The organism is Dyadobacter sp. CY343 (genome assembly GCF_021390335.1).
Taxonomy (GTDB): Bacteria; Bacteroidota; Bacteroidia; order Cytophagales; family Spirosomataceae; genus Dyadobacter.
Genome location: NZ_JAJUXK010000003.1, coordinates 798,126 through 820,524, shown reverse-complemented (window position 1 = coordinate 820,524; position 22,399 = coordinate 798,126). Strand labels below are relative to the sequence as shown.

The window sequence follows — 22,399 nt, the reverse complement described above, 5'->3', positions numbered from 1 at the left end:
CTTGTGGTGTTAATGTTTTTTAAAAAGTAGCAGCCTGCCTGTCATACTGAGCGTAGCCGAAGTAACGTGCATAAAAGCGCCTGGCATGCTTAGTAGCGTCCTTCGGCCGCCGGCGGCCCCGTGCGCTCAGGATGACAATGTCGAGTCCTGTCACACTGAGCGTAGTCGAAGTGACATGCAACACAGCCTATTTAGTAGCGTCCTTCGACTTTGCTCAGGATGACAACAAATGTTGTTATCGTTAATACGTCAAATCGGATTTGCAAGCAGCAGACTATCCATTGACATTTTCTGTGGTGCGATCGCCATTCCGTCGCGGAGCCTGTCCAGTCCGTTGTAAACGATCTTTTCACCCGGTTTCAATCCCTTGGAAATTAGGTAATAATGGCCGCTTCTGTCGGAAACCGTAACTGGTCTGCCTTCTACTTTGTTGCTGTCGAGCACGGTGTAAACGAACACTTTATCCTGTAATTCAAAGGTCGCTTCCTGCGGGATAAGCACCGATTTGGTCAGTTCGCGCGGGATTTTGATCCTACCGGTATTCCCTGAACGTAACAGTCCGTTCACATTCGGGAAGGTCGCACGGAAATTGATCGCGCCCATCGTCTTGTCAAATTGCCCTTCGACCACCTCGACTTTACCTTTTTGCGGATACACACTATTATCGGCCAGCAGCAACTCCACAGCAGGAATATGCTTGATTTTCTGCTCGATCGTATTGCCCGGGAATTGTTGTTTGAATTCCAGAAAGTCCAGCTCGCTCATGGAAAAGTAAACGTGAATATCCTTAGTTTCAGACAAAACGGTCAACGCTTCAATAGTACCTTTCCCCACCAAACTGCCCGTTTTGAAAGGTATGGTACCAATATATCCGTCAGCCGGCGCCTTCACCGAAGTATACCCGACATTAATTTTCGCTGCGTCCACAGCAGCCTGCGCATAAGAAACGTTGGCCTTTGCAGCATCCTGAGCCGCTTTTGCCGATTTGAGCTGCACATCGGAGACTACATTATTGGCCACCAGCGGCGTGAGTTTTTCGACATTGATCGCCGCACTTTCCAGAGCCGCCTTCGCCGATTGCAGGCTTGCATTTGCCGTATTCAGTTGTTCCTGGTAAGGTCTGGCGTCGATGTGGAACAAAGTCTGGCCTTTTTTTACGTACGCGCCTTCGTCAACTGAAATGCGGTCGAGGTAACCTTCCACCTGTGGTCTGATCTCAATATCCCGGCTTCCTTCGATCGAGGCTGTAAATTCGCGGTAGGCTGTCACCTGGTGGTCGCTTACTGTCAAAACCGGTAGAGATTGCGCAGGTGGCTGAGTAGCAGGCGCATTGGCGGTTGTGGAGCCGCAACTGTAAAGAGCTCCGGTCGCAAAAGTGAGCACGAGGCCAACTATTGCTTGTTGCATGAAGTTTGCTTGATTGTTTTTCATGGATATGAAGATTGTGGTGATAAAAGTTTAACTATAAATGGATAGTGGGGTTATTATTGCTAACGGTGTTAGCTGGAAAAGAAAAAAAATTTTAGAGATTTTTAATGAATGCTTCTACGGTATCATCCATTACTTTTTTGTTCATCGTGGAATCGTCAATATCGGAGCAGCGCATCATCATAATAGAGATCAAACCGTGTAGTACCGACCAGAACGCATGAATTTTGAAGCAAGTTTCATCATCTGTCGATTTTTTATCAGTTACTATTTTTTCAATCGCTTCTCCGATGTGGTTTCGGAACACATTCAGTTCAGGTTTTACCTTCCCCGATCCGGAACAAGGCATGCCAAGACCGTACATCAATTGGTAATATTCCGGGTTTTTAAATGCGAAGTTCCAGTAAGACTCTGCGTGCGCTTTCAAGAGCTCCCGCGGGTCGCGGATATTGCGTTTGTTCTTCTCAAGTGTCCGTTCCAAAAGGCGGAAACCGTCGAGGGAGAGTTCGTAGAGGATATCTTCTTTATTGGCAAAATGGTCATAAATAACCGGAACGCTGTATTCAATTGCGTCTGCTATCTTCCTGATAGACAAGGACTGCCAGCCCTCATCCTTTACCAGCCGCAACGCAACTGCCAGGATATTGGTCCGCATATTTTCCTTCTGCCTGATCTTTCTTTCCGTGATGCCCATCAATCAAAATACCTAACGATGTTAGCAAAGGTAGGAGCGTTTGTAATAAATGTCAAGAATTTTGTTTCAAAATCATTTAATCATTTGCACCGAAAATGTAACCCGCGCTCCAAGTGCGGCAAAAACCTTCAAAATCGTCTCGAATCGCGCATTAGTAACGCTGTTTTCGAGTTTAGAAATCTGTGCTTTTTGAACGCCAACCAACTCGCCAAGCTGCTCCTGGGTAAGCTGACGTTCCATTCGCGCAGTTTTGATCGCATTTCCCAGCAGCTCAATCCGCAATTCATTCTCAAATGCATCCCTCCGCTCAGTGCCTACCTTGCCGATATGTTTGTCGATCAAAATTTCTAATGGCACTGTTTGTAGCATTTTGTCTGAAGTTTTCATTGTCTTTGTGTTAGATAGTGTTTCCTGATATTTTCTGCTTTCTCAATTTCTTTTGTGGGAGTTTTGTTTGATTTCTTCAAAATCCCGTGAGTGGCAATAACCATCGTATTCCGGGCGGCAGTTGGATCCCAGAATGCAAATAGCCTGTACGCTAGTCCCTGGTAAATCGTCCTGAATTCCCAAATGTGCCTGTTCAATTTTTTAAACACAGCAGCATCCGCGACGAATTGCGATTTTCGGATATAGTAATAGACTTTTTCCCGCGCCTTATCATCCATTCCATTTAAAAATTCTACCGCTTCCAGCAGTAACTGTACATCAAATTTCTTCTCCATCTCAAAGGTATTAGTTTCCTTATTGGGAAACAATGGTGTTTAAACATTTTCCTTTAGACGCGGGAAGTTTTGTTTGGTAACGGTGGGAGAGCAGAAATACCCTAAATCCCTGAAGGGACTTTACGCCGGTGATAATCCCCACAACAAAAAAAACCCCCCTCCCAGGGGGTTAGGGGGGGGCTGAGGGCCGGGTTCACCCCCTCAACCGATACAAAAACGGCGCTTTATTCGCTGCGCCGGTAAACTTCTTTTCCAGCCGGTCGAGCACGTTCAGGTCGAGGATTTTCTTTTGGAAGTTGTTGCGGGCGAAGGGTTTGTTGAAGACCGTTTCGTATAATTCCTGGATTTCTTTCATCGTGAAAGTTTCCGAAAGGAGCTTGAAAGCGATCAACTTGTCGTCTATATTTATTCTGAGGTGATCGAGGGCCTTGGCGACGATTTCATTGTGGTCCATGATCATCGGCGGGAGTTCGCGGACATCGTACCAGTCTATCGAAGCATCGATTGCAATCTTTTTCGGGATCACCTTATTAATGTCAACCAGCGCGTAGTAGCCTATTGAAACGAACCGTTTCGTGATCCAATCGTATTGTTTTTTATTCATCCCTTTTTCTCCCAATGTATCTTTATTGAGTTCGAGAAGCTTGTCGAGGAAAGTTTCATTGCTTCTTCCTGCTTTTCCAAATACGTGGAACTGATCAATATAAGTGTCCTGAATCCCGGTTCTTCCCCGCAATATCCTGTCCGCAGCGGCGTCAATATCTTCATCCTGGATCACAAATCCGCTCGGCAATGCATAAAAGTCACCGTTGAAATTCAACTTGGGGACGAGCACTTTCAGTTGTTTTTGATGGTATCCAAAAATGACACAATCAATGGAAAGCTGCTCAATATAATTCTGTTCACCGGGGAAATCCATCACGCAGGGTATAGGTTTAGTAGAATGCTAATATAGAGAATATTTAATGTCTGGATTTTAGATAATGTAGGTAAAAATGCAGATGTTACGTATCAGAAATTGATCAGGGAAAACTTAACCGAACCGAATATGAAGCTCAGAAACCTTTTACTAATCGCCCTCACGATCGCCGCAGCCGACCCGCTTTTCGCGCAAAGCGGCCAGCCGCTGTTTCCACAAATGCCTGGAATGGTGTCTTATACCTACCGCGCCAGCTTTGCAAAAGACGTCGCGGCGACGCTGGATACGCTGCAACAACTCGGCATCAAAGACATGGAATTTTCCAACCTTTTTGGCAAAACTGCCGCCGAGCTCAGGAAACTGCTCGACGAGCGTGATATGCAATGTTCCTCTTTCGGAGTGAGTTACGACGAAGCACTCAATAAAACCATGCAGGTAGGGGAGAATGCCAAAACGCTGGGTGCCAAGTTTGTACGGGTTGCCTGGATTCCTCACGTCGGTCCGTTTACACTCGAACTAGCCGATAAAACAATTGCCGATTTCAATACGATCGGGGCCACTTTGAAGGACGAGTTTGGAGTTTCGTTCTGTTACCATAACCACGGCTATGAGTTCGAAAAGTATAAAAGAGGCACTTTAATGGACTATATCATTCAGAAATCGGATCCTAATTATGTCAACTTCGAGCTCGACTTGCTGTGGGCGTTTTTTCCGGGCGGCGATCCGGCTAAATTACTGCGAAAATACCCCACCCGTTTCAAACTGATGCACATGAAAGACCTGCGCAAAGGTGTCGAGGGCAATTTGTCGGGCGGTACGCCGGTGACGAACGATGTGGCGCTGGGTACCGGACAGCTCAATATTCCGGAGATATTGAAAGCGGCCAAAAAGTCGGCGATCGAGCATTATTATATTGAAGATGAAAGTCCGAGCTATGCCACGCAGGTACCGCAAACGATCGCGTATCTGAAAAGTCTGACATACTGATTTGTTCGGCAATGGAATCAGGCCCGGTCAGTTTTGGCCGGGCCTTTTTTTGTTATTTAATGCGAATTCGTTTGTTTTAGCGACATTTAGAATTTAGCTGACACCACCATGAAACACATTCTCGACAATCCGGTCTGGCACGCACTGAATACCGAAAATGCGGATCTGGGACATATTTCAGGGCCGGCAGCCTGTTTTTCACCTGCCGTTTCGCCTTTCGTGGCATTGGTGGAGCCGACCCAGGAAAACCTGCTCGATCTGTATCTCACGGTGCCTTTCGACGATACGGTGATATTTGTTACAGATACAAAACTGGACATTGAGACGCCCTGGGCCAATGTTATCAGTATTCCCGGGTACCAGATGTTATACCACGGAGAAGTGCCGCCTGCGATCGAGGACGAAAAAACGGTTGTTTTGGAAGAGCAGCATATTCCGCAAATGCTCGCCCTCACGAAATTGACAAACCCCGGCCCGTTCCTGCCGGGAACCATCGATTTTGGGCATTACGAAGGTACTTTCAGCGGTAACGAGCTAATTTCAATGGCGGGGCAGCGGCTGCATGTGCCGGGTTTTGCGGAGATCAGCGCAGTGTGTACCGACCCCGGACATTTAGGAAAAGGCTACGCGCGGCAGCTTGTTCTGCGCCAGGTCCGCCGAATTTTGAGTGCGTCGGAAACTCCGTTTCTGCACGTAAAGGCTACGAACCAAAGAGCGATCAAAGTTTACGAATCCCTGGGTTTTAAAACCCGCACCGATATCTTCTTTTACGCACTGACCAAGAAATCATAGGAGTTTTGCCTCCCGGTTAAATCCAAAAAATTAGGGCTTTTGCAAACTTTTTCTCTCTAATTCGCCATTGTGACCATTATATACAATTGATCAGCACCTTAATAAGTAATACGCTCGGGTCCTGATCAAATGATGGCATTCTTTCAAATACATTCACTTCCAAAAACACTTTTTCAAGGCATTTTTACGGGTCTTACCGTAGGAATGCTGGCTTCATGCGGCGTTGAAAAACCTGCCGAAGTGGAGCTCGCTATGGAAGAGTTGCAGGGTGAGCTGGATTTCAATTATGACGTCAAGCCCATCCTTTCCGATAAATGCTTCGCCTGCCACGGGCCCGATCAGAAAAACCGAAAAGGTGGTTTGCGGCTTGATACGGAGGAAGGCGCTTTTGCTGCATTGAAAAAATCCGAGGGTCGCCACGCGATCGTGCCGGGCGACCTGGGAGAAAGTTCGGTGTATGCGAGGCTGATCTCGACGGATCCCGAACTCAAAATGCCGCCTCCAGAATCTAACCTGAAACTGTCGGTAAAAGAAGTCGCGATTTTGACGCGCTGGATTGAGCAGGGCGCAAAGTACAAGCCGCACTGGTCGCTGATCAAACCTGAAAAACCAGCATTACCGAAACCAGAATTAACTGCCTGGGCCAAATCGCCGATTGATCTTTTTGTGGTGGAGAGGCTGGAAAAAGAAGGACTGGAACCTTCGGCGGAGGCGAGTAAGGAAGATCTGATCCGCCGCGCCAGTTTTGACCTAACCGGCCTGCCGCCGACACTCGAAGAGATCGACCGGTTTGTTTCGGATAAATCCCCGGATGCTTACGCAAAGTTGCTGGACCGCCTGCTCCAATCTCCGGCTTACGGCGAAAGAATGGCCAGCGAGTGGATGGACGTTTCCCGTTATGCCGACAGCGACGGTTACCTCGACGATAAACACCGGGATTTTTCTCCGTGGCGTGACTGGGTGATCGGCGCATTTAACCGGAATATACCTTACAACAGGTTCGTAACCATGCAATTAGCCGGCGATTTGATTCCGGGCAAAACCAAGGAGAGTATCCTTGCCACCGCATTTAACCGGCTTCATAAGAAAAGCTCGGAAGCTGGGATCGTTTTTGAGGAATACCGCGTCGAATACAATGCCGATCGCGTGCAGACGGTGAGTCAGGGGATTTTGGGACTTTCGGTTCAATGTGCGCGGTGCCATGATCATAAATATGATCCGATCAGTCAGGAAGCTTACTATAAAATGTTTGGCCTTTTTAATAGTACCAACGAAATAGGCAGCCCGCAATACGGTCCGGATCAGACACCCGGCCCGGCGCTTTTATTGACTAATAACGAAAATGAAAAGCTGCTGAAATTTATCGCAAAGCAGACAGATAATATCCATTCCAGGATTTCGGCAAATGCTGTTTCAGTCGAGAATGATTTTGATACCTGGCTGAAAGTAAACAAACTGAATGCCATGAACATCGAAAAAGAGCTGAATGCAGGCCTGGTAGCCTACTATCCTTTTGATAAAACCACTACCTCCGGCAAAACGGTGACCACACCGAATGCGGTGAACAGCAACCAGCCGGCTCAATGCATTGAAGCGGTTTTTAAGCCGGGGTTAAAGGGAAATGCATATTTCGTGACGGACTATAATTCCATCAAACTCGGACATAAAATAGGCTGGCACGAGCGCACAGAGCCTTTTTCCGTCGATCTGTGGATCAATCCAAATACAGTTTATCCCGACGCAGGCATTTTTTACCATTGTGAAGATATTCGCCTGGGTTACAAGGGTTACTCGCTGCGACTGGCCAATAATAAGCTGCAATTTATCATCGCGCATTCCTACCCGCAGAACGCGATCCAGGTGAGTACTGTCGCGGCTGTTCCAATGAAAAAATGGACGCGGGTTACAGTTACTTACGATGGAACCAGCAGAGCTTCCGGGGCGAAGATTTACGTCGATGGAAAGAGGGCCGATTTTATCACGGATTACGATAACCTGTACAAAGGGATTTTATATGAAAAAGATGCACATACCTATGGGTTTCACGGGTTTATGGTCGGTCAACGCAACCTGTTGATCCCTTTTAAAGATGGTGGACTGGACGAATTGAAGATTTATAACAAAGAGCTGACCGCGCTGGAAGTGTTGTATGGCAGCCAGCCGGAAGAGGCTGTAAAATCCGTTCAAGAGCCTAAAAGTCAGACTGAAAAAGAATTAGCTAAGTCATTTTATCTGGCTCATTTTGACACAAAAAACGAGATTTTAAGAGATAGTTTGAAAACGATATTGGAACAGCAGAATGCATTGATCAATACAGTTCCAGAACTAATGGTAATGGGCGACCTGCCGAAGCCGCGACCAACTTACCTGCTGAACCGGGGCGTTTATAATGCGCCTGGAAAACAGGTCACGCCGGGAGCCCTGGAAAGTGTTTTACCATTTAAAGGAAAATTTCCGGAGAACAGACTCGGACTCGCGCAGTGGCTTTTTGACAAAAATAACCCACTTACTGCACGGGTTTTTGTGAACAGGATCTGGCAAATGCATTTCGGGAACGGGATCGTGAAATCGGCGGCGGACTTTGGTAACCAGGGAAACCTGCCGTCGCACCCGCAGCTGCTCGACTGGCTTGCGCTCGATTTTATGGATTCCGGTTGGAATATCAAGCGGCTGCACAAACAGATCATGCTTTCGGCGACTTACCGGCAAACTTCCAAAACCAATCCGAAACTCATCGCCCATGATCCGGAAAATACTTTGCTGGCAAGAGGCGCGCGGTTCCGGTTTACCGCAGAAATGATCCGGGATAATTCGCTTGCGATCAGTGGTTTACTGGTGAATAAATTGGGTGGGAAAAGTGTATATCCGTACCAGCCGGCCGGAATCTGGGATGAGCTGAGTGATAAGTCCTGGCGTTACAAATATTTGCAGGAACCCGGTGAAGGACTGTACCGCAGAAGCTTGTATACGATCTGGAAAAGGACTTCTCCGCCGCCGTCCATGCTGATCTTCGATGCGCCTGAACGAGGGGAATGTGTAGTGAAACGCCGCTCGACGAGTACGCCGCTGCAAGCGCTTGTTTTACTCAACGATCCGCAACATATTGAGTCGGCCAGGGTATTGGCACAGAAAGTGTTACGTGAAAAAGCGACCGATCCCGCTGAGCCCGTCGATAAAGTTTTCAGGCTGATTACCGGCCGCAAACCGGATGTTACTGAAAAGCGGATATTAGCGAGATTTTATACCGAAGAACTGCAACGTTTCCATGCAAAACCAGCCGACGCGCTGGCTTACCTGAGTACGGGAGAACTGGATTGGGACAAGAAATTAAAACCGGAAGAGATTGCCGCGCTGGCCACGGTATCCAATTCGATCATGAATACAGACGAAGGTTTTACGAGAAAATAGCGGCATTATGGAGGATATAAAAAAGGTATTGAAGCAATTGAACCGCCGGGATTTTCTGACAAAAGCGGGTCTGGGTTTTGGGTCGTTTGCACTTTCGAGCATTCTGCAAGCAGGAATGCCAGCTGGTGAAAAGCGCCGGGAAATGGCCGATGAAGGTATTGACCCGACAAACTTTATCAAAGGCTCCCATTTCGCGCCGAAGGCCAAACGCATTATTTACCTTTTCCAAAGTGGCGGCCCGTCGCAGCTGGAAACATTTGACTACAAGCCGGCGCTGGCCAAATGGCACGGTCAGGAAATACCCGATTCCATACGCGGTACCCAGCGAAATTCGGGCATGGTGGCCGGGCAATCGACATTTCCACTTGTTAAATCAATCTTTGATTTCAAACAATATGGTCAGTCCGGTGCGTGGGTGAGTGAGCTTTTGCCGCACACCGCAAAGATTGTGGATGAGCTTTGTATTGTTAAATCGGTTTATACAGAGGCGATTAACCACGAGCCGGCTGTAATGTTCGTGCAAACAGGCTCTCAGCAGAGCGGCCGCCCATCGATCGGATCGTGGCTGAGTTACGGGCTCGGATCTGATAATGAGAACCTGCCGCATTATATGGTATTGATCTCAAAAGGAGTGAGTGACCAGCCGCTGAGTACTGCGGCCTGGGCAAATGGATTTCTGGCTTCGCACCACCAGGGCGTGCAGTTGCGGGCGGGAAAAGACCCCGTTCTGTATTTGCAAAATCCCTACGGCGTGCATCAAAACGACCGCCGGCGTGCGCTGGACCATATTAAGGAGCTGAATGAGCATCAATATACGCTCTGGGGCGATCCCGAAATCCAGTCCAAGATCAGTCAGTATGAAATGGCTTACAAAATGCAGACTTCGGTTCCCGAGGCGGTGGATGTGACGAAAGAGCCGGACTATATCTACGAAATGTACGGAGAAGACGCGCGCAAGCCGGGTACATTTGCAGCCAACTGTTTGCTCGCCCGCCGCATGGCCGAAAAAGATGTGAAGTTTATCCAGCTCTACCACATGGGCTGGGACCAGCACGGCGATTTACCCAAAAACATTGCGAAACAGGCCAAAGACGTGGATCAGGCTTCGGCCGCATTGGTGAAAGATTTGAAACAGCGCGGTTTATTAGACGATACCCTGGTTGTTTGGGGAGGAGAATTTGGCCGGACGAGCTTTTCTCAGGGCAAACTGACAGCCGATAATTACGGGCGCGACCACCATCCCGGCTGCTTCACCATGTGGATGGCGGGCGGCGGTGTGAAAACGGGCCAGGTGTATGGTGAGACCGACGAGTTTAGTTATAATGTGGTTAAAAACGGTGTTCACGTGCACGATTTCCAGGCGACACTTTTGCACCTTTTTGGGCTGGATCATGAGAAGCTGATCTTTAAACACCAGGGTCGCCGCTATCGGCTGACCGACGTGCACGGCAAAGTGGTGCAGGCACTTATCGCCTGATTCTAATTCTGTCGCATTGGTAAGGATTACGACAAGCGGATCAATGGATCGCCGCTGCTCTTCGCTTTTAGCCAGCCGAAAGAAGTAAACTGGTGGCCCATTCTTGCTGTATTTGCTTCAAAATCAGCTGCTCCTTCTTCCGAAACAGCCACCAGCAAGCCGCCACTGGTTTGTGGGTCGGCCAAAATATATTTCTGTTCGTCCGTTACCGGCCCGATCTTGTGCTTGTAGCTTGCCCAGTTGCGCTGCGTGCCGCCGGGATAGCATTGCTGATCCAGGTATTTTGCTAAGCCTCCGATCACAGGAACATTTTGAAATTCAATCACAGCCGACAAGTTACTGCCTTCACACATTTCCGAAAGGTGGCCCAGCAAGCCGAAACCGGTCACGTCGGTCATCGCGTGCACGCTTTCCATCTGGCCAAAATTTTCACCTAGCTTGTTGAGCATTACCATGCTTTTTAATGCAACTGCCGCATCTTCCGGCGTAAGCAATCCGCGCTTTTGAGCAGTAGACAGGATACCTACGCCAAGTGGCTTGGTGAGGTACAGTCGACACCCCGCCGTCGCAGTGGAGTTTTGTTTCAATTGCGGAATATTGACTATTCCATTGACTGCAAGCCCAAAAACGGGTTCCGGGCAATCGATACTATGTCCGCCTGCCAGGGTGATACCTGCTTCCGCACACACGGCCCGCGAGCCTTCCAGTACTTTCTGTGCCACCTCGGGGGCCAGCTTGTCAATCGGCCAGCCGAGGATCGCGATCGCCAGCACCGGCTTCCCGCCCATTGCATACACATCGCTGATTGCATTGGCAGAGGCAATGCGGCCAAAATCAAAGGCATCGTCGACAATAGGCATAAAAAAATCCGTGGTAGAGATCAGCGCAGTTCCGTTGCCCAGGTCCAGCACCGCCGCGTCGTCGCGCTTGTCATTACCGACCAGCAGTCGCGCATCGGGCTGAAAGGTGATGGGACTATGTAAGATTTTGTCCAGAATAGCGGGGCTGATCTTGCAGCCGCAGCCAGCTCCGTGCGAATATTGCGTGAGTTTAATGTCTTCCATTTATCTATATCTTCGAAAACGGGATTGTTTTTGAAATAGCAAGAATAAGTTCGGTTAGGTGCGCAGCGTCCGCATCCCTGACGTCGAGGTGGAAAAGCTGGTCTTTTGCTTTTCTTGCAAGACTGTTCCAGTAGGTCTTGTCATAGTATACCAGCACCAGCCGGATAAATTCGTCCATCCGGTTTTCACGGATCGCCGCGATCGCATCTTTGGTCTGCACGGGGCCGAGGCGCTTGTGAATACGTTCGGTGCAGTTGATCAGGAAATCTTTGTCGAGTTGTCCATATTCGTCGACCAGCGAGGCAATGCGTGTTTTCAAATCTACTTCCAGGTCAATCACAGGCGCTGAGCTCATTTGTTGCCATAGCGGTGCAGGAATGGTCAGCTTACCAATATTACGGCTTTCGTCTTCGAGCCAAACGGTCTGCTGAGCGTCGATGTCTTTCAGCCGGAAAGCCAGCTCATTCTCAAATTGTTCCTGCGTTGGCTGCACCATTTTGTTCATGGATCCAAATGCAGATCCCTGGTGCCGGGCAAGGTCTTCCAGGTCGATCATTTGTTCGCCGCGCCCAGCGAGTTCATTCAGAATCCGGGTTTTTCCCGAGCCGGTCATTCCGCCGAGCAGGAGCGCCTGGTATTGTTTCTCGAACAAATTCAGGGCCCATCTGCGGTAACTTTTATAGCCGCCCTCGATCAGATAGACTTCAAATCCGTACAGGTCAAGCGCCCAGGCCATCGCCCCGCTCCGCATCCCGCCGCGCCAGCAATGCACACCAACCCGTTTTTCAGGTACCACTTCCAGCGCTTTTTTAATATAGCCCGACCATTTTGGCCCGGTGAGGTCAAAACCCAGCATGATCGCCGCCTCGCGTCCGACCTGCTTGTAGGTAGTGCCCACAACCACCCTCTCTTCCTTGCTGAAAAGCGGCAGGTTAAATGCACCGGGAATATGTCCGTGTGCAAATTCTGCCGGGGTACGTACATCGGCGATTGGTACCGGAATATCGAGTTTTATGAATTCGTCAAAAGTGATGTTCCTGATCATGCCGCTATCAGTTCATCGGGTAACCTTTGTCTATCCAATTCACTTTCAGGTTTGTGGGCAGATTCAGCAACTTGTGATTTTTGAAACCCATATCATTTAATAAACTGAAAGCAGGGCGGATATTAGGGCAGTCTTTAAATGGGCAGCAGCCGCAGTACAACACGATTTGCTTGTCTTTCGGCTCTTTTGACAGTCGCTCGCGGAGCTGGGTCAGGTTTTCCTTGTCCTTTGCAGGATTGGCCTCTATTGCGCCTTTGATCAATCCAGCCGGCCCTATACTGATTACTAATGGCTGTCTTTGAGTTGGATCTGTAATGATATCCACCAGCGCCTTTGGTTCCATCAGCTGGAACACGTTCCAGGGCTCTTCGTGGATTGCTATGAAGCTGGCGCAGCAGATCCCAAAGGCCACGAGAATAAATTGCAGGTTTTTTCTATTTTTCATAATCTCCGGTTTCTAAATTAATGGGTTAAACGATGGAATCGTTGGGCAATAGTCCTGTTTCCAATGGCAAGTTAATTCATTCGGCAGGAATATTCAGACCACGCCGACTAACTCATTCGTCAACCAACAAACGTGCTGCATTCGAAAAGCGCGGGAGTTGGCTTTTATTGAAATGATTTAATAAAAAATATTGTGATTTGCAGGCACGATGTGCTTATTTTGAGTACCTAACTCAGGAATTCCAATGAAATTGCCTTTCCACCGCACCGATGCATCTGACGACAACAGCACCTGGCAGCGATTTATTGCGGGGGATGTTGATGCATTCGAGCAGCTGATGTCCATGCATTTTCAGGGATTGTTCCATTACGGCAGCAAGTTTTCAAGGGATAAGGAATTTGTGAAAGATGCGATTCAGGATCTGTTTCTGATACTTTGGGAAAAGCGGCGGAAACTCAGTCACGAGGTCGTTGTCAGACCTTATTTAATGGCGTCGCTTCGCCGGCTTATGCACCGCAGCCAGCAATCGCGGTTTCCGATTCTGGATATTTCGAAGGATAACCAGGAGGCAAACTTCGAGATCGCTTTTTCGGTGGAACAGGATTACATTGAACACGAATCCACCATTGTACTGGCCAACAAACTGAAACATCTGCTCGACCAGCTGCCGACGCGCCAGAAGGAGGTGATTTACCTCAAATTTTTCCAGGAAATGGACCGGACGCAGATCTCCGAGATCATGGATATTTCCCCCCAAACCGTTTCCAACTTACTTCAGATTGCAATCAAGCAGCTGAAAAACTACTGGGGCGTGACGCTTCCAATCTTCTTTTTAATGCATATCCTTATATAAAATCGCTTCTTTCTTATATTGATTCTCAGCTTTTTATATTTTTCTCAGAAAAAATTTAAAAAAGTTTTGGTATCCCGCGCCTGTTCTTGTCTATAGCCATTCGGACGCAAGTACTGATATGGAACAATACAAAAATTTTGGGGTGGATGATCTTGTCTGGGACCCTTTTTTCAGGCAATGGATTTTGACACCCACCAGGGAATCGAATACGGAGTGGAACAACTGGCTGGCCGCCAATCCCGACTGTGAAGCGACAGTCGCGCAGGCCAGGCAGCTGGTTCTGGCGCTCCGTGTGAATGAAACCAATCTGCCCGAGCGTGAAGTCAGTGACACAATTGCGGCGGCAATGGGCCGCATTGCAAAACCCGCGCAGGAAGAGGAATATACTTTACCCAGCCGTTTTTATCAATCGTGGTGGTTCCGCATTGCGGCTTCGGTGATTCTTCTTATAGTAATAGGCTGGACGATCCGGATTTATCGTACACCCGCGCCCCAATTAGCTGTAACAGAAGTGGTTCCCGATACCGTCAAGCCGATGGAACCGGTGGTAGCGATGCTCGAAAAGGTCAATACCGGCTCTGCACCGATTACGATCAGGCTTTCTGACAAGAGTAAGATCACACTAAAAAAGGGCAGCAGTCTGCGTTATCCGTCCACCTTTGCAGCGTCACAAAGAGAAGTTTACCTGACCGGTGAGGCATTTTTTGATATTTCGAAAGATCCTGAAAGACCGTTTATCGTCTATGCCAACGAGTTGGTTACCAAAGTATTAGGAACAAGTTTTCTGATCAAAGCATACCCGACGAGCCGTGAGGTTACTGTGGAAGTGAAAACCGGCCGCGTGTCAGTATCAACGCGAACTGACCGGCTGAATGCTGCTACACGCCGGGAGACGGAAGGTGTGATCTTGTCGCCGAACCAGAAAGTGATTTTTGAGCGGAATGAGATCAGAATGGTCAAAACGCTGGTAGAGCGGCCCGCGATTATTGTTTCAAAAGCGAATATCCCCCAGTTCCAATTTGAAGATACGCCGGTGAGCGAGGCTTTCGGAGCGATTGCGAAAGCGTACGGAATTGCGATTCTGTTTGACGAAGAACTCCTGAGCGGGTGCCCGATCACCGCGACGCTGGACAACCAGCCGCTGCACGACAAGCTGACGATCATTTGTAAAGCCATTGAAGCTACTTACGAGATCGTTGATGGTCAGATCATTATCAATAGTAAAGGATGCAAAACCGATATTTAACCCAAATATTTAACCTAAAACAAAGCGCGTATACGAGACAGGAAATTTAACTAAATCCCCAAAAAGAAAGAGCCGGCAATGTTCCCGCATCACCGGCTCCGATACTCCCCTGAATGATTTGGCGTCATATCCTCCGCAATGGAGGCAGGGGTCTGTTTTGCCTAATTTCTATCATAACAAAACAATCAAATCTATGAAAAAAACCTTTATGTACCGAAAGGTACTGTTGTGGACGATGAGAATAACAGCTACCCAACTCATTTTTGCCCTGATGTTTATAGGGACCGGCTATGCGCGGGAGGGAAGTGCCCAGTCGCTGCTGGGGCAGAAGATATCTGTGAGCGCGACCGGCAGTGAAGTAAAAAAGGTGCTAAGCCAGATCGAAAAGCAGGCGGAAGTAAGGTTTGTATTTAGTTCAAAGCTGATCAAATCTGCCAGGAAAGTGTCGATCGATATAAAGCAAAAGCCTTTGTATGAAGTACTTGACAATGTTCTTACGCCGCTGAACCTGCAATACGAGGTTTCAGGTAAAATTATCATTTTAAAACGACTAGGAAATTTTCCCGACGAAAAAGCTCCCGACGGCGCACCAAAAAAGAACGTTTCTGGAAAAGTTTTAGATGAAGCCCAGCGCGGACTTCCAGGTGTGAGTGTGGTTTTAAAAGGCTCGCAGATCGGCGCAACGACGGATTCGGAAGGGTTTTTTCAGTTGAATATCCCAGACAATACGCCGTCGGATGCAATGCTGGTATTCAGCTTTGTGGGTTACACGAGCCAGGAGTTGGCGATCAATGGGCAGGCTGCATTTACCGTGAGCCTGGTACCTGAGGATAAAAGTCTGTCGGAAGTGGTGGTAGTGGGTTATGGAACACAGAAAAAGGTAAATCTCACCGGCTCGGTGTCCGTGGTAACGTCGGAGGAACTGACCAGAAGGCCGGTTGGGCAGACTTCGGCTGCCTTGCAGGGCGTCGTGCCAGGCCTTACCGTAACCCAGCGTTCGGGACAGCCGGGCCGCGACGGTGCCGGACTGCGGATCAGGGGAGTGGGTACGACCGGAAATTCGGACCCGCTCGTGATTGTCGACGGCGTTGAATCGGCTATCAACAACATTGACCCAAACGAAATTGAGAATATATCTATCCTGAAAGATGCTTCTTCTGCCGCTATTTACGGTTCGCGTGCTGCCAATGGCGTGATCCTGATCACCACCAAGCGCGGCAGTGAAAAAGGAATGAGCGTGAATTATAATATGTACGCTGGCTGGCAAACCCCGACCGACACGCCCGACAAAGTGAATGGGATCGACCATATTAACCTCATCAACGAAGCTTACACAAACACCGGCAGAAGCCCGTTATATACCGAGCAGTATATTCAGGATTACCTCACAAAGGGACCTGCCGACCGCGACCAGTTTCCGGATACCGACTGGCAGAAAATGACTTTGAAAAACAGCGGGTTTATGCAAAGTCACTACATCGGGGTCAATGGCGGGAATGACAAGGTGAAGGTACTGGGTTCATTCAGCTACCTGGATCAGGACGGAATTATCCCGAATACGAACTTCAAACGCTATAATTTGCGGATCAATACCGACGCCAAGATCGGGAAGAAGCTGAGTACGTCGATGGACATTTTCCTCCGTCGCACGGACCTTACCGAGCCTTCTTCGGGCGCTGGATATGTATTTCACTGGATGCGCCGTATTCCTGCAAACCAGGCCGGGATCCTTTCTTCGGGTAAATATGGAGAAGGCTGGAACGGAGATCACCCGCTTGCCAGAGCGAAGGACGGCGGGTTGACGCAGGAATCTTCGCTGAGCTCAATCCTGAACCTGAACCTGACTTATAAACCTACTTCCTGGCTGACAGCAAACCTGATCTACGCGCCGAAGTTCAACCTTCCTTTTAACAAAACATTCAATAATACGGTGCAGACCTACCGCTGGGACGGTTCGCCAAGTTATGCGGTACCTGCGAGAAATTCGCTTTCGCAGAGTTCGAGCCGGGAATGGTACAATAACCTGCGCGCATTGGTCACGTTCGACAAAACATTCGGCGATCACCACCTGACTGTATTAGGCGGTTTTCAGCGCGAGGACCAGCGCAATGCGTGGATCTCAGTTTATCGCGAAGTGTTTTTATTGCCTGATTATCAGGAGATCAACGCTGGTAACCGGGAAAACGAGCGTACCGGCGGGTCTGCGGAGCACTGGGCTTTGCAATCCTATTTTGGCCGGTTGAACTACAATTACAAAGAGAAATATCTGTTTGAGGCAAATGCGCGTTACGACGGTTCTTCACGCTTTGCGACGGGAAATAAATATGCGGTATTTCCTTCATTCTCTGCGGGTTGGAGAATTATCGAAGAGTCTTTCATGAGTGGTTTGTCAAATGTTGTGACAGACATGAAACTGAGAGCTTCGTGGGGAAAGCTGGGTAACCAGAACATCGGGCTTTATCCATTCGCCGCATTTATCGGTATTGGCAGCAGTAACTACATTTTTGACGGAAAAAACATCACCGGTGCCTCGCTGAACGAAATGGCAAATCCGGCGATTCGCTGGGAATCGACTACCGCGACGAACTTCGGTCTTGACCTGACTTTATGGTCAAAACTGAATGTCACTGCTGAATATTACATGCGCCGCACCGACGATATCCTGCTCCGGCTGGACATTCCGACGATGATCGGCCTCACTGCGCCTTACCAGAATGCGGGCGTGGTGAGTAACAAAGGCTGGGACGTTTCGCTGGGTTACCGCGACCGGATCGAAGACTTTACCTACAATGTTTCTGTCAACTTTTCCGACGTGAAAAACAAGGTCGTTGATATGCGCGGCGTGCAGCGGAGCGGCCTTCAGGTGAGCAACGAAGGCTACCCGATCGGCTCGTTTTACGGCTATGTAGCCGACGGTTTTTTCCAGACAGAAACCGAAGTGAAAGAGCACGCGAAACAGTTTGGCAACGTAGCGCCGGGTGATATCAAATACCGTGATCTGAATGACGATGGTATTATCAATAACCTCGACCAGCAGGTAATAGGCAGCAATATCCCTCGGTACAATTACAGCGCAAACTTCGATTTCGGCTACAAAGGCATCGACCTTTCGGTGTTCCTCCAAGGGGTAGGCAAAGTGGACGGTTACCTGAGCGGCCACGGAATTATGCCGTTTTTTGAGGGAAGTACCATCCAGGAATCGCAGCGCGACAGCTGGCGGCCGGATAATACCGACGCCGAGTTTCCGAGACTTGCTTTTAACGAAACCAACAACATTCAGAATTCTTCGTACTGGCTGAGAAATGCGGCATATCTGCGGATAAAAAACATTCAGCTCGCCTACACCATTCCGCAATCGCTCCTGAAAAACAAGGTGCAAAAGCTTCGGATCTATGCGAGCGGACAGAATATGTTCTCGTTTGACAAGTTCTGGCCAGGATTCGACGTGGAGGCTCCGGTAGGCAATGCAGGCTGGTACCCGCAGATGAAAGTGTATACCGTGGGATTAGATGTTAGGTTTTAGTATTTAAAATTTTTGATACGATGAAATTCACAAAATATATACTGCTCATTTTTTGCTGCATTGCCGGCACTTCCTGCGATGATTACCTCGAAAGGTTTCCGCTCGACAATCCTTCGGACGAGACGTTCCTACGCACCGAAGCCGAGCTCGACCTGGCCGTGACGGGTGTTTACAATACGCTTTGGTTTGGCGGGGCCGGGGATGTGAACGGGCCGTTTTTCCAGATGCTCGACGCTGCTACGGATATTGGCTGGGAGCGGAATACCAGTTCCCTTCAGAATCTTGGGATGGGGAATGCGAATGCGGATAATGCGATGATTTCCAGCTATTGGAGCGGTTTTTACCGCGGTATCGGTCGCTGTAACTACATTCTTTCCAAAGCCGAGCCGCTCGCCGCAATCGTGCCGGAAGCCAAATACAACCGTTTAATGGCGGAGGTGAGATTTTTGAGGGCGTACTTTTATTCTATCATCAATGAGCTTTACGGAGGCGTGCCCTTGCTGACCAAACCTGTGCTGCTCAACGAATCGCAGCTGCCGCGCAATACCAAAGATGAAGTGACCGATTTTATTATTGCTGAGCTCGATGCAATTGCGCCCTCGCTGCTCGCAGAAACCGGTACGGTGAACAAAGGTCGCGCGAATAAGGGTGCTGCGCTTGCATTGAAATCGCGCATTGCACTTTTCAACAAACGCTATGAGGCGGCGGCACAAGCGGCTTCGGAACTGATGAAATTGGGCACTTATAGCCTGCACGGTGACTTTACCCAGCTGTTTCAATACGCGGGCCAGGGTTCGAAAGAGATCATTTTTTCAGTTCAATATTTAAAAGGCACGAAAGTGCACAGCTTGCCAAGGTTCTTCTTTTCCCGCATTGCATTGGGGCATTCTAACAAGATCCCGGTGCAGGCGCTGGTCGATTCCTATGCTTGCATCGACGGACTTCCGATTGATAAATCGCCCCTTTTTGATCCCAAAAAACCATTTGCCAACCGCGATCCGCGACTTACCCAAACCGTCGTTCTGCCGCAAACGCGTTTTATTAATTACCTGTTTGAAACACATCCCGATAGTTTGATGACGCTGGATTACTCGACCACTCCCGCACGCCGCGTGCAGAATGTGGAGGCGACGCATGCCTACGCAACCTTCTCAGGTTATTTGTGGCGCAAATACACCGACGTGGCTGATTTTCCTGATATCGACAACAGCGAGTTGGGTGTGATTTTGTTCCGGTATGCCGAAGTTTTGCTCAATTATGCAGAAGCAAAAATCGAGTTGAACCAGCTGGATGCGTCTGTATATGAAGCTATTAATGCGGTGAGACAACGCCCGGGCGTAAATATGCCGCCGGTCACAGCTGGCAAAACGCAGGCCGAACTGCGATCGATCATCCGCATTGAGCGGAAGTCCGAATTTGCAGGCGAGGGGCTGCGATTGTTTGACATCCGTCGCTGGAATATTGGGGAGGATGTGATGAAAGGCCCGCTGAGAGGCCGGATCCGCAATGCATTTCTGTCGAGCGCGCCTAGGATCGATGAGAACGGAACGCCGCATTACGAGAACGTCGCCAATGCATCGCAAATGCGCGTGATCGAAACCCGGTCGTATAGCAACGAGCGTGACAATCTTTGGCCGATCCCGAGGCTAGAAAGGGAGGTGAATCCAACTTTAACGCAGAATCCAAACTATTAAACAAAAAGCACAGGCAGCGTGAACCCTGTCTGTGCTTTTGCATTTATTCTCATTTAAATTAAAAGAAATGTCAAAACTCAATTTCCGTAAAATCCTTATTCTGCCACTGGCATTGGTAATGCTCACTGTTTTGCCCGCGCAGAAGCAGCCGGTCCGGGAGGCTAAACAAACCGTTGATATCTGTATTTACGGCGGAACTGCTGCCGGCGTGATCGCTGCCTATGCTGCCAAAAAAATGGGTAAGTCGGTGATATTGATCGAACCGACCGCGCATTTAGGGGGAATGACTTCCGGCGGGCTTGGGCAAACGGATATCGGTAACAAGTATGCCATTTCAGGGCTGTCGCTTGATTTTTACCGAAGACTGGGAAAGCATTACGGGGAGTTTGAACAATGGATATTTGAACCGAGCGTGGCTAAAAAATACTTGCAGCAATACCTCGACGAGGCTGGAATTAAGGTAACGTACCAGCACAGGATTGTTTCGGCAAATAAAAATAAGGGTACTATTCAATCCATCATTCTTGAAAACAGCCTGAAACCCGAAGCCGCGACAAACCTGAACGTGGAAGCGAAAATGTTTATCGACTGTTCCTATGAAGGTGATTTAATTGCAAAAGCTGGCGTTTCCTATGCAGTTGGTCGCGAGGCAAATTCCGAATACAATGAGACAATTAATGGTGTACAGTTAATGGACGGCCACCAGCTTCCAAATGGTATTGATCCTTATAAAACGCCAGGTAAGCCGGAAAGCGGGTTACTATGGGGTATTTCAAATGAAAAGCTTGCTCCAACTGGCAGCGGCGACAAGAAAGTACAGGCGTACAATTACCGGATCTGCCTTACTTCCGACCCGGCGAATCAGGTACCTATTACCCGGCCGGCCGGTTACGATTCCACGCATTATGAGCTGCTGGTGCGGCTAATGCAAAAGAACCCGACCAAAAAAGCACTGAACGATTACTTTATATGGAGCCCGATGCCGAACAAAAAAACGGACATCAACAACCGCAACGGATTTTCAACCGATATGATCGGGATGAATTATGACTATCCCGATGGTAGCTACCAGGTGCGGGAACGCATTATCAAAGACCATGAAACCTACACAAAAGGGCTTCTATACTTCGTGGGCCACGATCCGCGCGTGCCCGAGGAGCTGCGTAAGTCGATGTTGAAATGGGGTTATCCCAAAGATGAATATACTGAAAACGGCAACTGGTCGCCGCAGCTTTACATTCGGGAAGCGAGGCGAATGGTCGGCAGTTACGTAATGACGCAGGCGAACTGCGAAGGAAAGGAAAAGGTGAACGATGGGGTAGGAATGGCCGCCTACACGATGGATTCGCACAATATCCAGCGCCTGGTTGTGGACGGAAATACCAAGAACGAGGGTAATGTGGAAGTGGGCGGCTTTGGGCCGTACCCGGTTTCTTACCGCGCTATTATTCCGAAGGAAAGTGAATGTAAAAACCTGTTCGTGCCAGTCTGTCTGTCGGCGACGCATATTGCCTATGGATCTATCCGGATGGAGCCGGTATTTATGGTATTGGCGCAATCATCCGCAGTAGCAGCCGCAATGGCGATCGACGCGAAGGTGAGCGTGCAGCAAGTGGACGCGCAAAAGCTGATTAAAAAACTGGCCGCAGATCCGTTAGCAAATGGTTCGGTGCAGCAGGTATTGGTGGATAATGAAAATGAAAATGCCGTGAAAGTAACGGGCGAATGGAAGAGCGGAAAACGAGGCAGTTACGGTCCTTCGTTGCTATCCTCCAACCCACAGAACAAGGCGCTGCAAACCGTAAGATTTACGCCCGAAGTGCCCAAAAGCGGTAAATACGCGGCCTATTACTACTTTCCTAAGTTAGCCGGCCTGTCGTCGCATTACCCGATCATCGTTTCTGACGGCAAAACGAGTAAGGATGTTACCCTTAAAACTGCTGATATTGAAGTGGTTGGGCAAACTTCCGGTGAGTGGGTTTCCCTGGGTACTTTTGATCTGCCTGCGGGGAAATCGGCATTTGTGGAAGTTTCGAATAAAGATGCAGACGGGCTGGTTTTGGCAGATGCCATTTTACTTGTTCCTGTTTCAAAATAGTTTT

Annotated in this window: 17 protein-coding genes; 9 read left to right on the top strand and 8 right to left on the bottom strand. The window is 48.9% G+C overall.

Annotation, left to right across the window (positions count from 1 at the left end):
- Nucleotides 1-249: 249 nt before the first annotated feature.
- From LZG94_RS11715 to LZG94_RS11695, 5 genes are all read right to left on the bottom strand, one after another.
- On the bottom strand, nucleotides 250-1,431 hold the full coding sequence (locus LZG94_RS11715) for an efflux RND transporter periplasmic adaptor subunit (RefSeq protein ID WP_233792069.1): 1,182 nt from the start codon (nucleotides 1,429-1,431) through the stop codon (nucleotides 250-252).
- A gap of 91 nt (nucleotides 1,432-1,522) precedes the next feature.
- Nucleotides 1,523-2,122 (bottom strand): TetR/AcrR family transcriptional regulator, encoded by a 600-nt coding sequence (locus tag LZG94_RS11710; RefSeq protein ID WP_233792068.1) that lies wholly within the window; start codon nucleotides 2,120-2,122, stop codon nucleotides 1,523-1,525.
- 72 nt (nucleotides 2,123-2,194) lie between these two features.
- A complete protein-coding gene (locus LZG94_RS11705) occupies nucleotides 2,195-2,509 on the bottom strand; it encodes a helix-turn-helix transcriptional regulator (protein ID WP_233792067.1) in 315 nt (104 codons plus the stop codon).
- Nucleotides 2,506-2,844: a type II toxin-antitoxin system RelE/ParE family toxin gene (locus LZG94_RS11700; RefSeq protein WP_233792066.1), complete on the bottom strand. Its 339-nt coding sequence runs from the start codon at nucleotides 2,842-2,844 to the stop codon at nucleotides 2,506-2,508. Before LZG94_RS11700 ends, LZG94_RS11705 begins: the two co-directional genes overlap by 4 nt.
- A gap of 193 nt (nucleotides 2,845-3,037) precedes the next feature.
- Nucleotides 3,038-3,763, bottom strand: a complete 726-nt coding sequence (locus LZG94_RS11695) for an NrtR DNA-binding winged helix domain-containing protein (RefSeq protein WP_233792065.1) — start codon at nucleotides 3,761-3,763, stop codon at nucleotides 3,038-3,040.
- Between the two features lie 129 nt (nucleotides 3,764-3,892).
- Between LZG94_RS11695 and LZG94_RS11690 the strand changes: the two genes are divergently transcribed.
- The 4 genes from LZG94_RS11690 to LZG94_RS11675 all read left to right on the top strand — a co-directional run bounded on the left by LZG94_RS11690 (nucleotide 3,893) and on the right by LZG94_RS11675 (nucleotide 10,427).
- Nucleotides 3,893-4,750 (top strand): sugar phosphate isomerase/epimerase, encoded by an 858-nt coding sequence (locus tag LZG94_RS11690; protein ID WP_233792064.1) that lies wholly within the window; start codon nucleotides 3,893-3,895, stop codon nucleotides 4,748-4,750.
- A 108-nt stretch (nucleotides 4,751-4,858) separates the two neighbouring features.
- Nucleotides 4,859-5,542, top strand: coding sequence for a GNAT family N-acetyltransferase (locus LZG94_RS11685; RefSeq protein WP_233792063.1), 684 nt, complete (start codon nucleotides 4,859-4,861; stop codon nucleotides 5,540-5,542).
- A 132-nt stretch (nucleotides 5,543-5,674) separates the two neighbouring features.
- Nucleotides 5,675-8,950: a DUF1553 domain-containing protein gene (locus LZG94_RS11680; RefSeq protein ID WP_409013266.1), complete on the top strand. Its 3,276-nt coding sequence runs from the start codon at nucleotides 5,675-5,677 to the stop codon at nucleotides 8,948-8,950.
- Between the two features lie 7 nt (nucleotides 8,951-8,957).
- The gene (locus LZG94_RS11675; protein ID WP_233792061.1) at nucleotides 8,958-10,427 is read left to right on the top strand and encodes a DUF1501 domain-containing protein; all 1,470 of its coding nucleotides are present in this window, start codon (nucleotides 8,958-8,960) and stop codon (nucleotides 10,425-10,427) included.
- A gap of 26 nt (nucleotides 10,428-10,453) precedes the next feature.
- Here the strand turns inward: LZG94_RS11675 and selD are convergent, their stop codons facing one another.
- From selD to LZG94_RS11660, 3 genes are read right to left on the bottom strand one after another with little or no spacing between them, the layout of a single operon-like run.
- Entirely contained in the window at nucleotides 10,454-11,491 is a 1,038-nt protein-coding gene (selD, locus tag LZG94_RS11670) for a selenide, water dikinase SelD (protein WP_233792060.1), read from the bottom strand.
- Between the two features lie 4 nt (nucleotides 11,492-11,495).
- A complete protein-coding gene (gene mnmH, locus LZG94_RS11665; protein WP_233792059.1) occupies nucleotides 11,496-12,536 on the bottom strand; it encodes a tRNA 2-selenouridine(34) synthase MnmH in 1,041 nt (346 codons plus the stop codon).
- 7 nt (nucleotides 12,537-12,543) lie between these two features.
- Nucleotides 12,544-12,981, bottom strand: coding sequence for a rhodanese-like domain-containing protein (locus LZG94_RS11660; RefSeq protein WP_233792058.1), 438 nt, complete (start codon nucleotides 12,979-12,981; stop codon nucleotides 12,544-12,546).
- Nucleotides 12,982-13,225: 244 nt separating this feature from the next.
- Between LZG94_RS11660 and LZG94_RS11655 the strand changes: the two genes are divergently transcribed.
- The 5 genes from LZG94_RS11655 (at nucleotide 13,226) to LZG94_RS11635 (ending at nucleotide 22,395) form a co-directional block, all read left to right on the top strand.
- On the top strand, nucleotides 13,226-13,834 hold the full coding sequence (locus LZG94_RS11655) for an RNA polymerase sigma factor (RefSeq protein ID WP_233792057.1): 609 nt from the start codon (nucleotides 13,226-13,228) through the stop codon (nucleotides 13,832-13,834).
- A 118-nt stretch (nucleotides 13,835-13,952) separates the two neighbouring features.
- A complete protein-coding gene (locus LZG94_RS11650) occupies nucleotides 13,953-15,080 on the top strand; it encodes a FecR family protein (RefSeq protein WP_233792056.1) in 1,128 nt (375 codons plus the stop codon).
- 193 nt (nucleotides 15,081-15,273) lie between these two features.
- Entirely contained in the window at nucleotides 15,274-18,603 is a 3,330-nt protein-coding gene (locus LZG94_RS11645) for a TonB-dependent receptor (RefSeq protein WP_233792055.1), read from the top strand.
- A 20-nt stretch (nucleotides 18,604-18,623) separates the two neighbouring features.
- Nucleotides 18,624-20,297, top strand: a complete 1,674-nt coding sequence (locus LZG94_RS11640; protein WP_233792054.1) for a RagB/SusD family nutrient uptake outer membrane protein — start codon at nucleotides 18,624-18,626, stop codon at nucleotides 20,295-20,297.
- 67 nt (nucleotides 20,298-20,364) lie between these two features.
- Nucleotides 20,365-22,395 carry an FAD-dependent oxidoreductase gene (locus LZG94_RS11635; RefSeq protein WP_409013262.1) on the top strand — a complete coding sequence of 677 codons (2,031 nt, stop codon included), beginning with the start codon at nucleotides 20,365-20,367 and terminating at the stop codon, nucleotides 22,393-22,395.
- Nucleotides 22,396-22,399: the final 4 nt, after the last annotated feature.

Bases quoted from the DNA above. Each gene is read 5' to 3' on its own strand.
- LZG94_RS11655 (WP_233792057.1), top strand. From the start codon at position 13,226: ATGAAATTGCCTTTCCACCGCACCGATGCATCTGACGACAACAGCACC.
- LZG94_RS11675 (WP_233792061.1), top strand. From the start codon at position 8,958: ATGGAGGATATAAAAAAGGTATTGAAGCAATTGAACCGCCGGGATTTT.
- LZG94_RS11700 (WP_233792066.1), bottom strand. From the start codon at position 2,844: ATGGAGAAGAAATTTGATGTACAGTTACTGCTGGAAGCGGTAGAATTT.
- LZG94_RS11680 (WP_409013266.1), top strand. From the start codon at position 5,675: ATGGCATTCTTTCAAATACATTCACTTCCAAAAACACTTTTTCAAGGC.
- LZG94_RS11695 (WP_233792065.1), bottom strand. From the start codon at position 3,763: ATGGATTTCCCCGGTGAACAGAATTATATTGAGCAGCTTTCCATTGAT.
- mnmH (WP_233792059.1), bottom strand. From the start codon at position 12,536: ATGATCAGGAACATCACTTTTGACGAATTCATAAAACTCGATATTCCG.
- LZG94_RS11650 (WP_233792056.1), top strand. From the start codon at position 13,953: ATGGAACAATACAAAAATTTTGGGGTGGATGATCTTGTCTGGGACCCT.
- LZG94_RS11715 (WP_233792069.1), bottom strand. From the start codon at position 1,431: ATGAAAAACAATCAAGCAAACTTCATGCAACAAGCAATAGTTGGCCTC.
- LZG94_RS11690 (WP_233792064.1), top strand. From the start codon at position 3,893: ATGAAGCTCAGAAACCTTTTACTAATCGCCCTCACGATCGCCGCAGCC.
- LZG94_RS11705 (WP_233792067.1), bottom strand. From the start codon at position 2,509: ATGAAAACTTCAGACAAAATGCTACAAACAGTGCCATTAGAAATTTTG.
- LZG94_RS11645 (WP_233792055.1), top strand. From the start codon at position 15,274: ATGAAAAAAACCTTTATGTACCGAAAGGTACTGTTGTGGACGATGAGA.
- selD (WP_233792060.1), bottom strand. From the start codon at position 11,491: ATGGAAGACATTAAACTCACGCAATATTCGCACGGAGCTGGCTGCGGC.
- LZG94_RS11710 (WP_233792068.1), bottom strand. From the start codon at position 2,122: ATGGGCATCACGGAAAGAAAGATCAGGCAGAAGGAAAATATGCGGACC.
- LZG94_RS11635 (WP_409013262.1), top strand. From the start codon at position 20,365: ATGTCAAAACTCAATTTCCGTAAAATCCTTATTCTGCCACTGGCATTG.
- LZG94_RS11640 (WP_233792054.1), top strand. From the start codon at position 18,624: ATGAAATTCACAAAATATATACTGCTCATTTTTTGCTGCATTGCCGGC.
- LZG94_RS11685 (WP_233792063.1), top strand. From the start codon at position 4,859: ATGAAACACATTCTCGACAATCCGGTCTGGCACGCACTGAATACCGAA.
- LZG94_RS11660 (WP_233792058.1), bottom strand. From the start codon at position 12,981: ATGAAAAATAGAAAAAACCTGCAATTTATTCTCGTGGCCTTTGGGATC.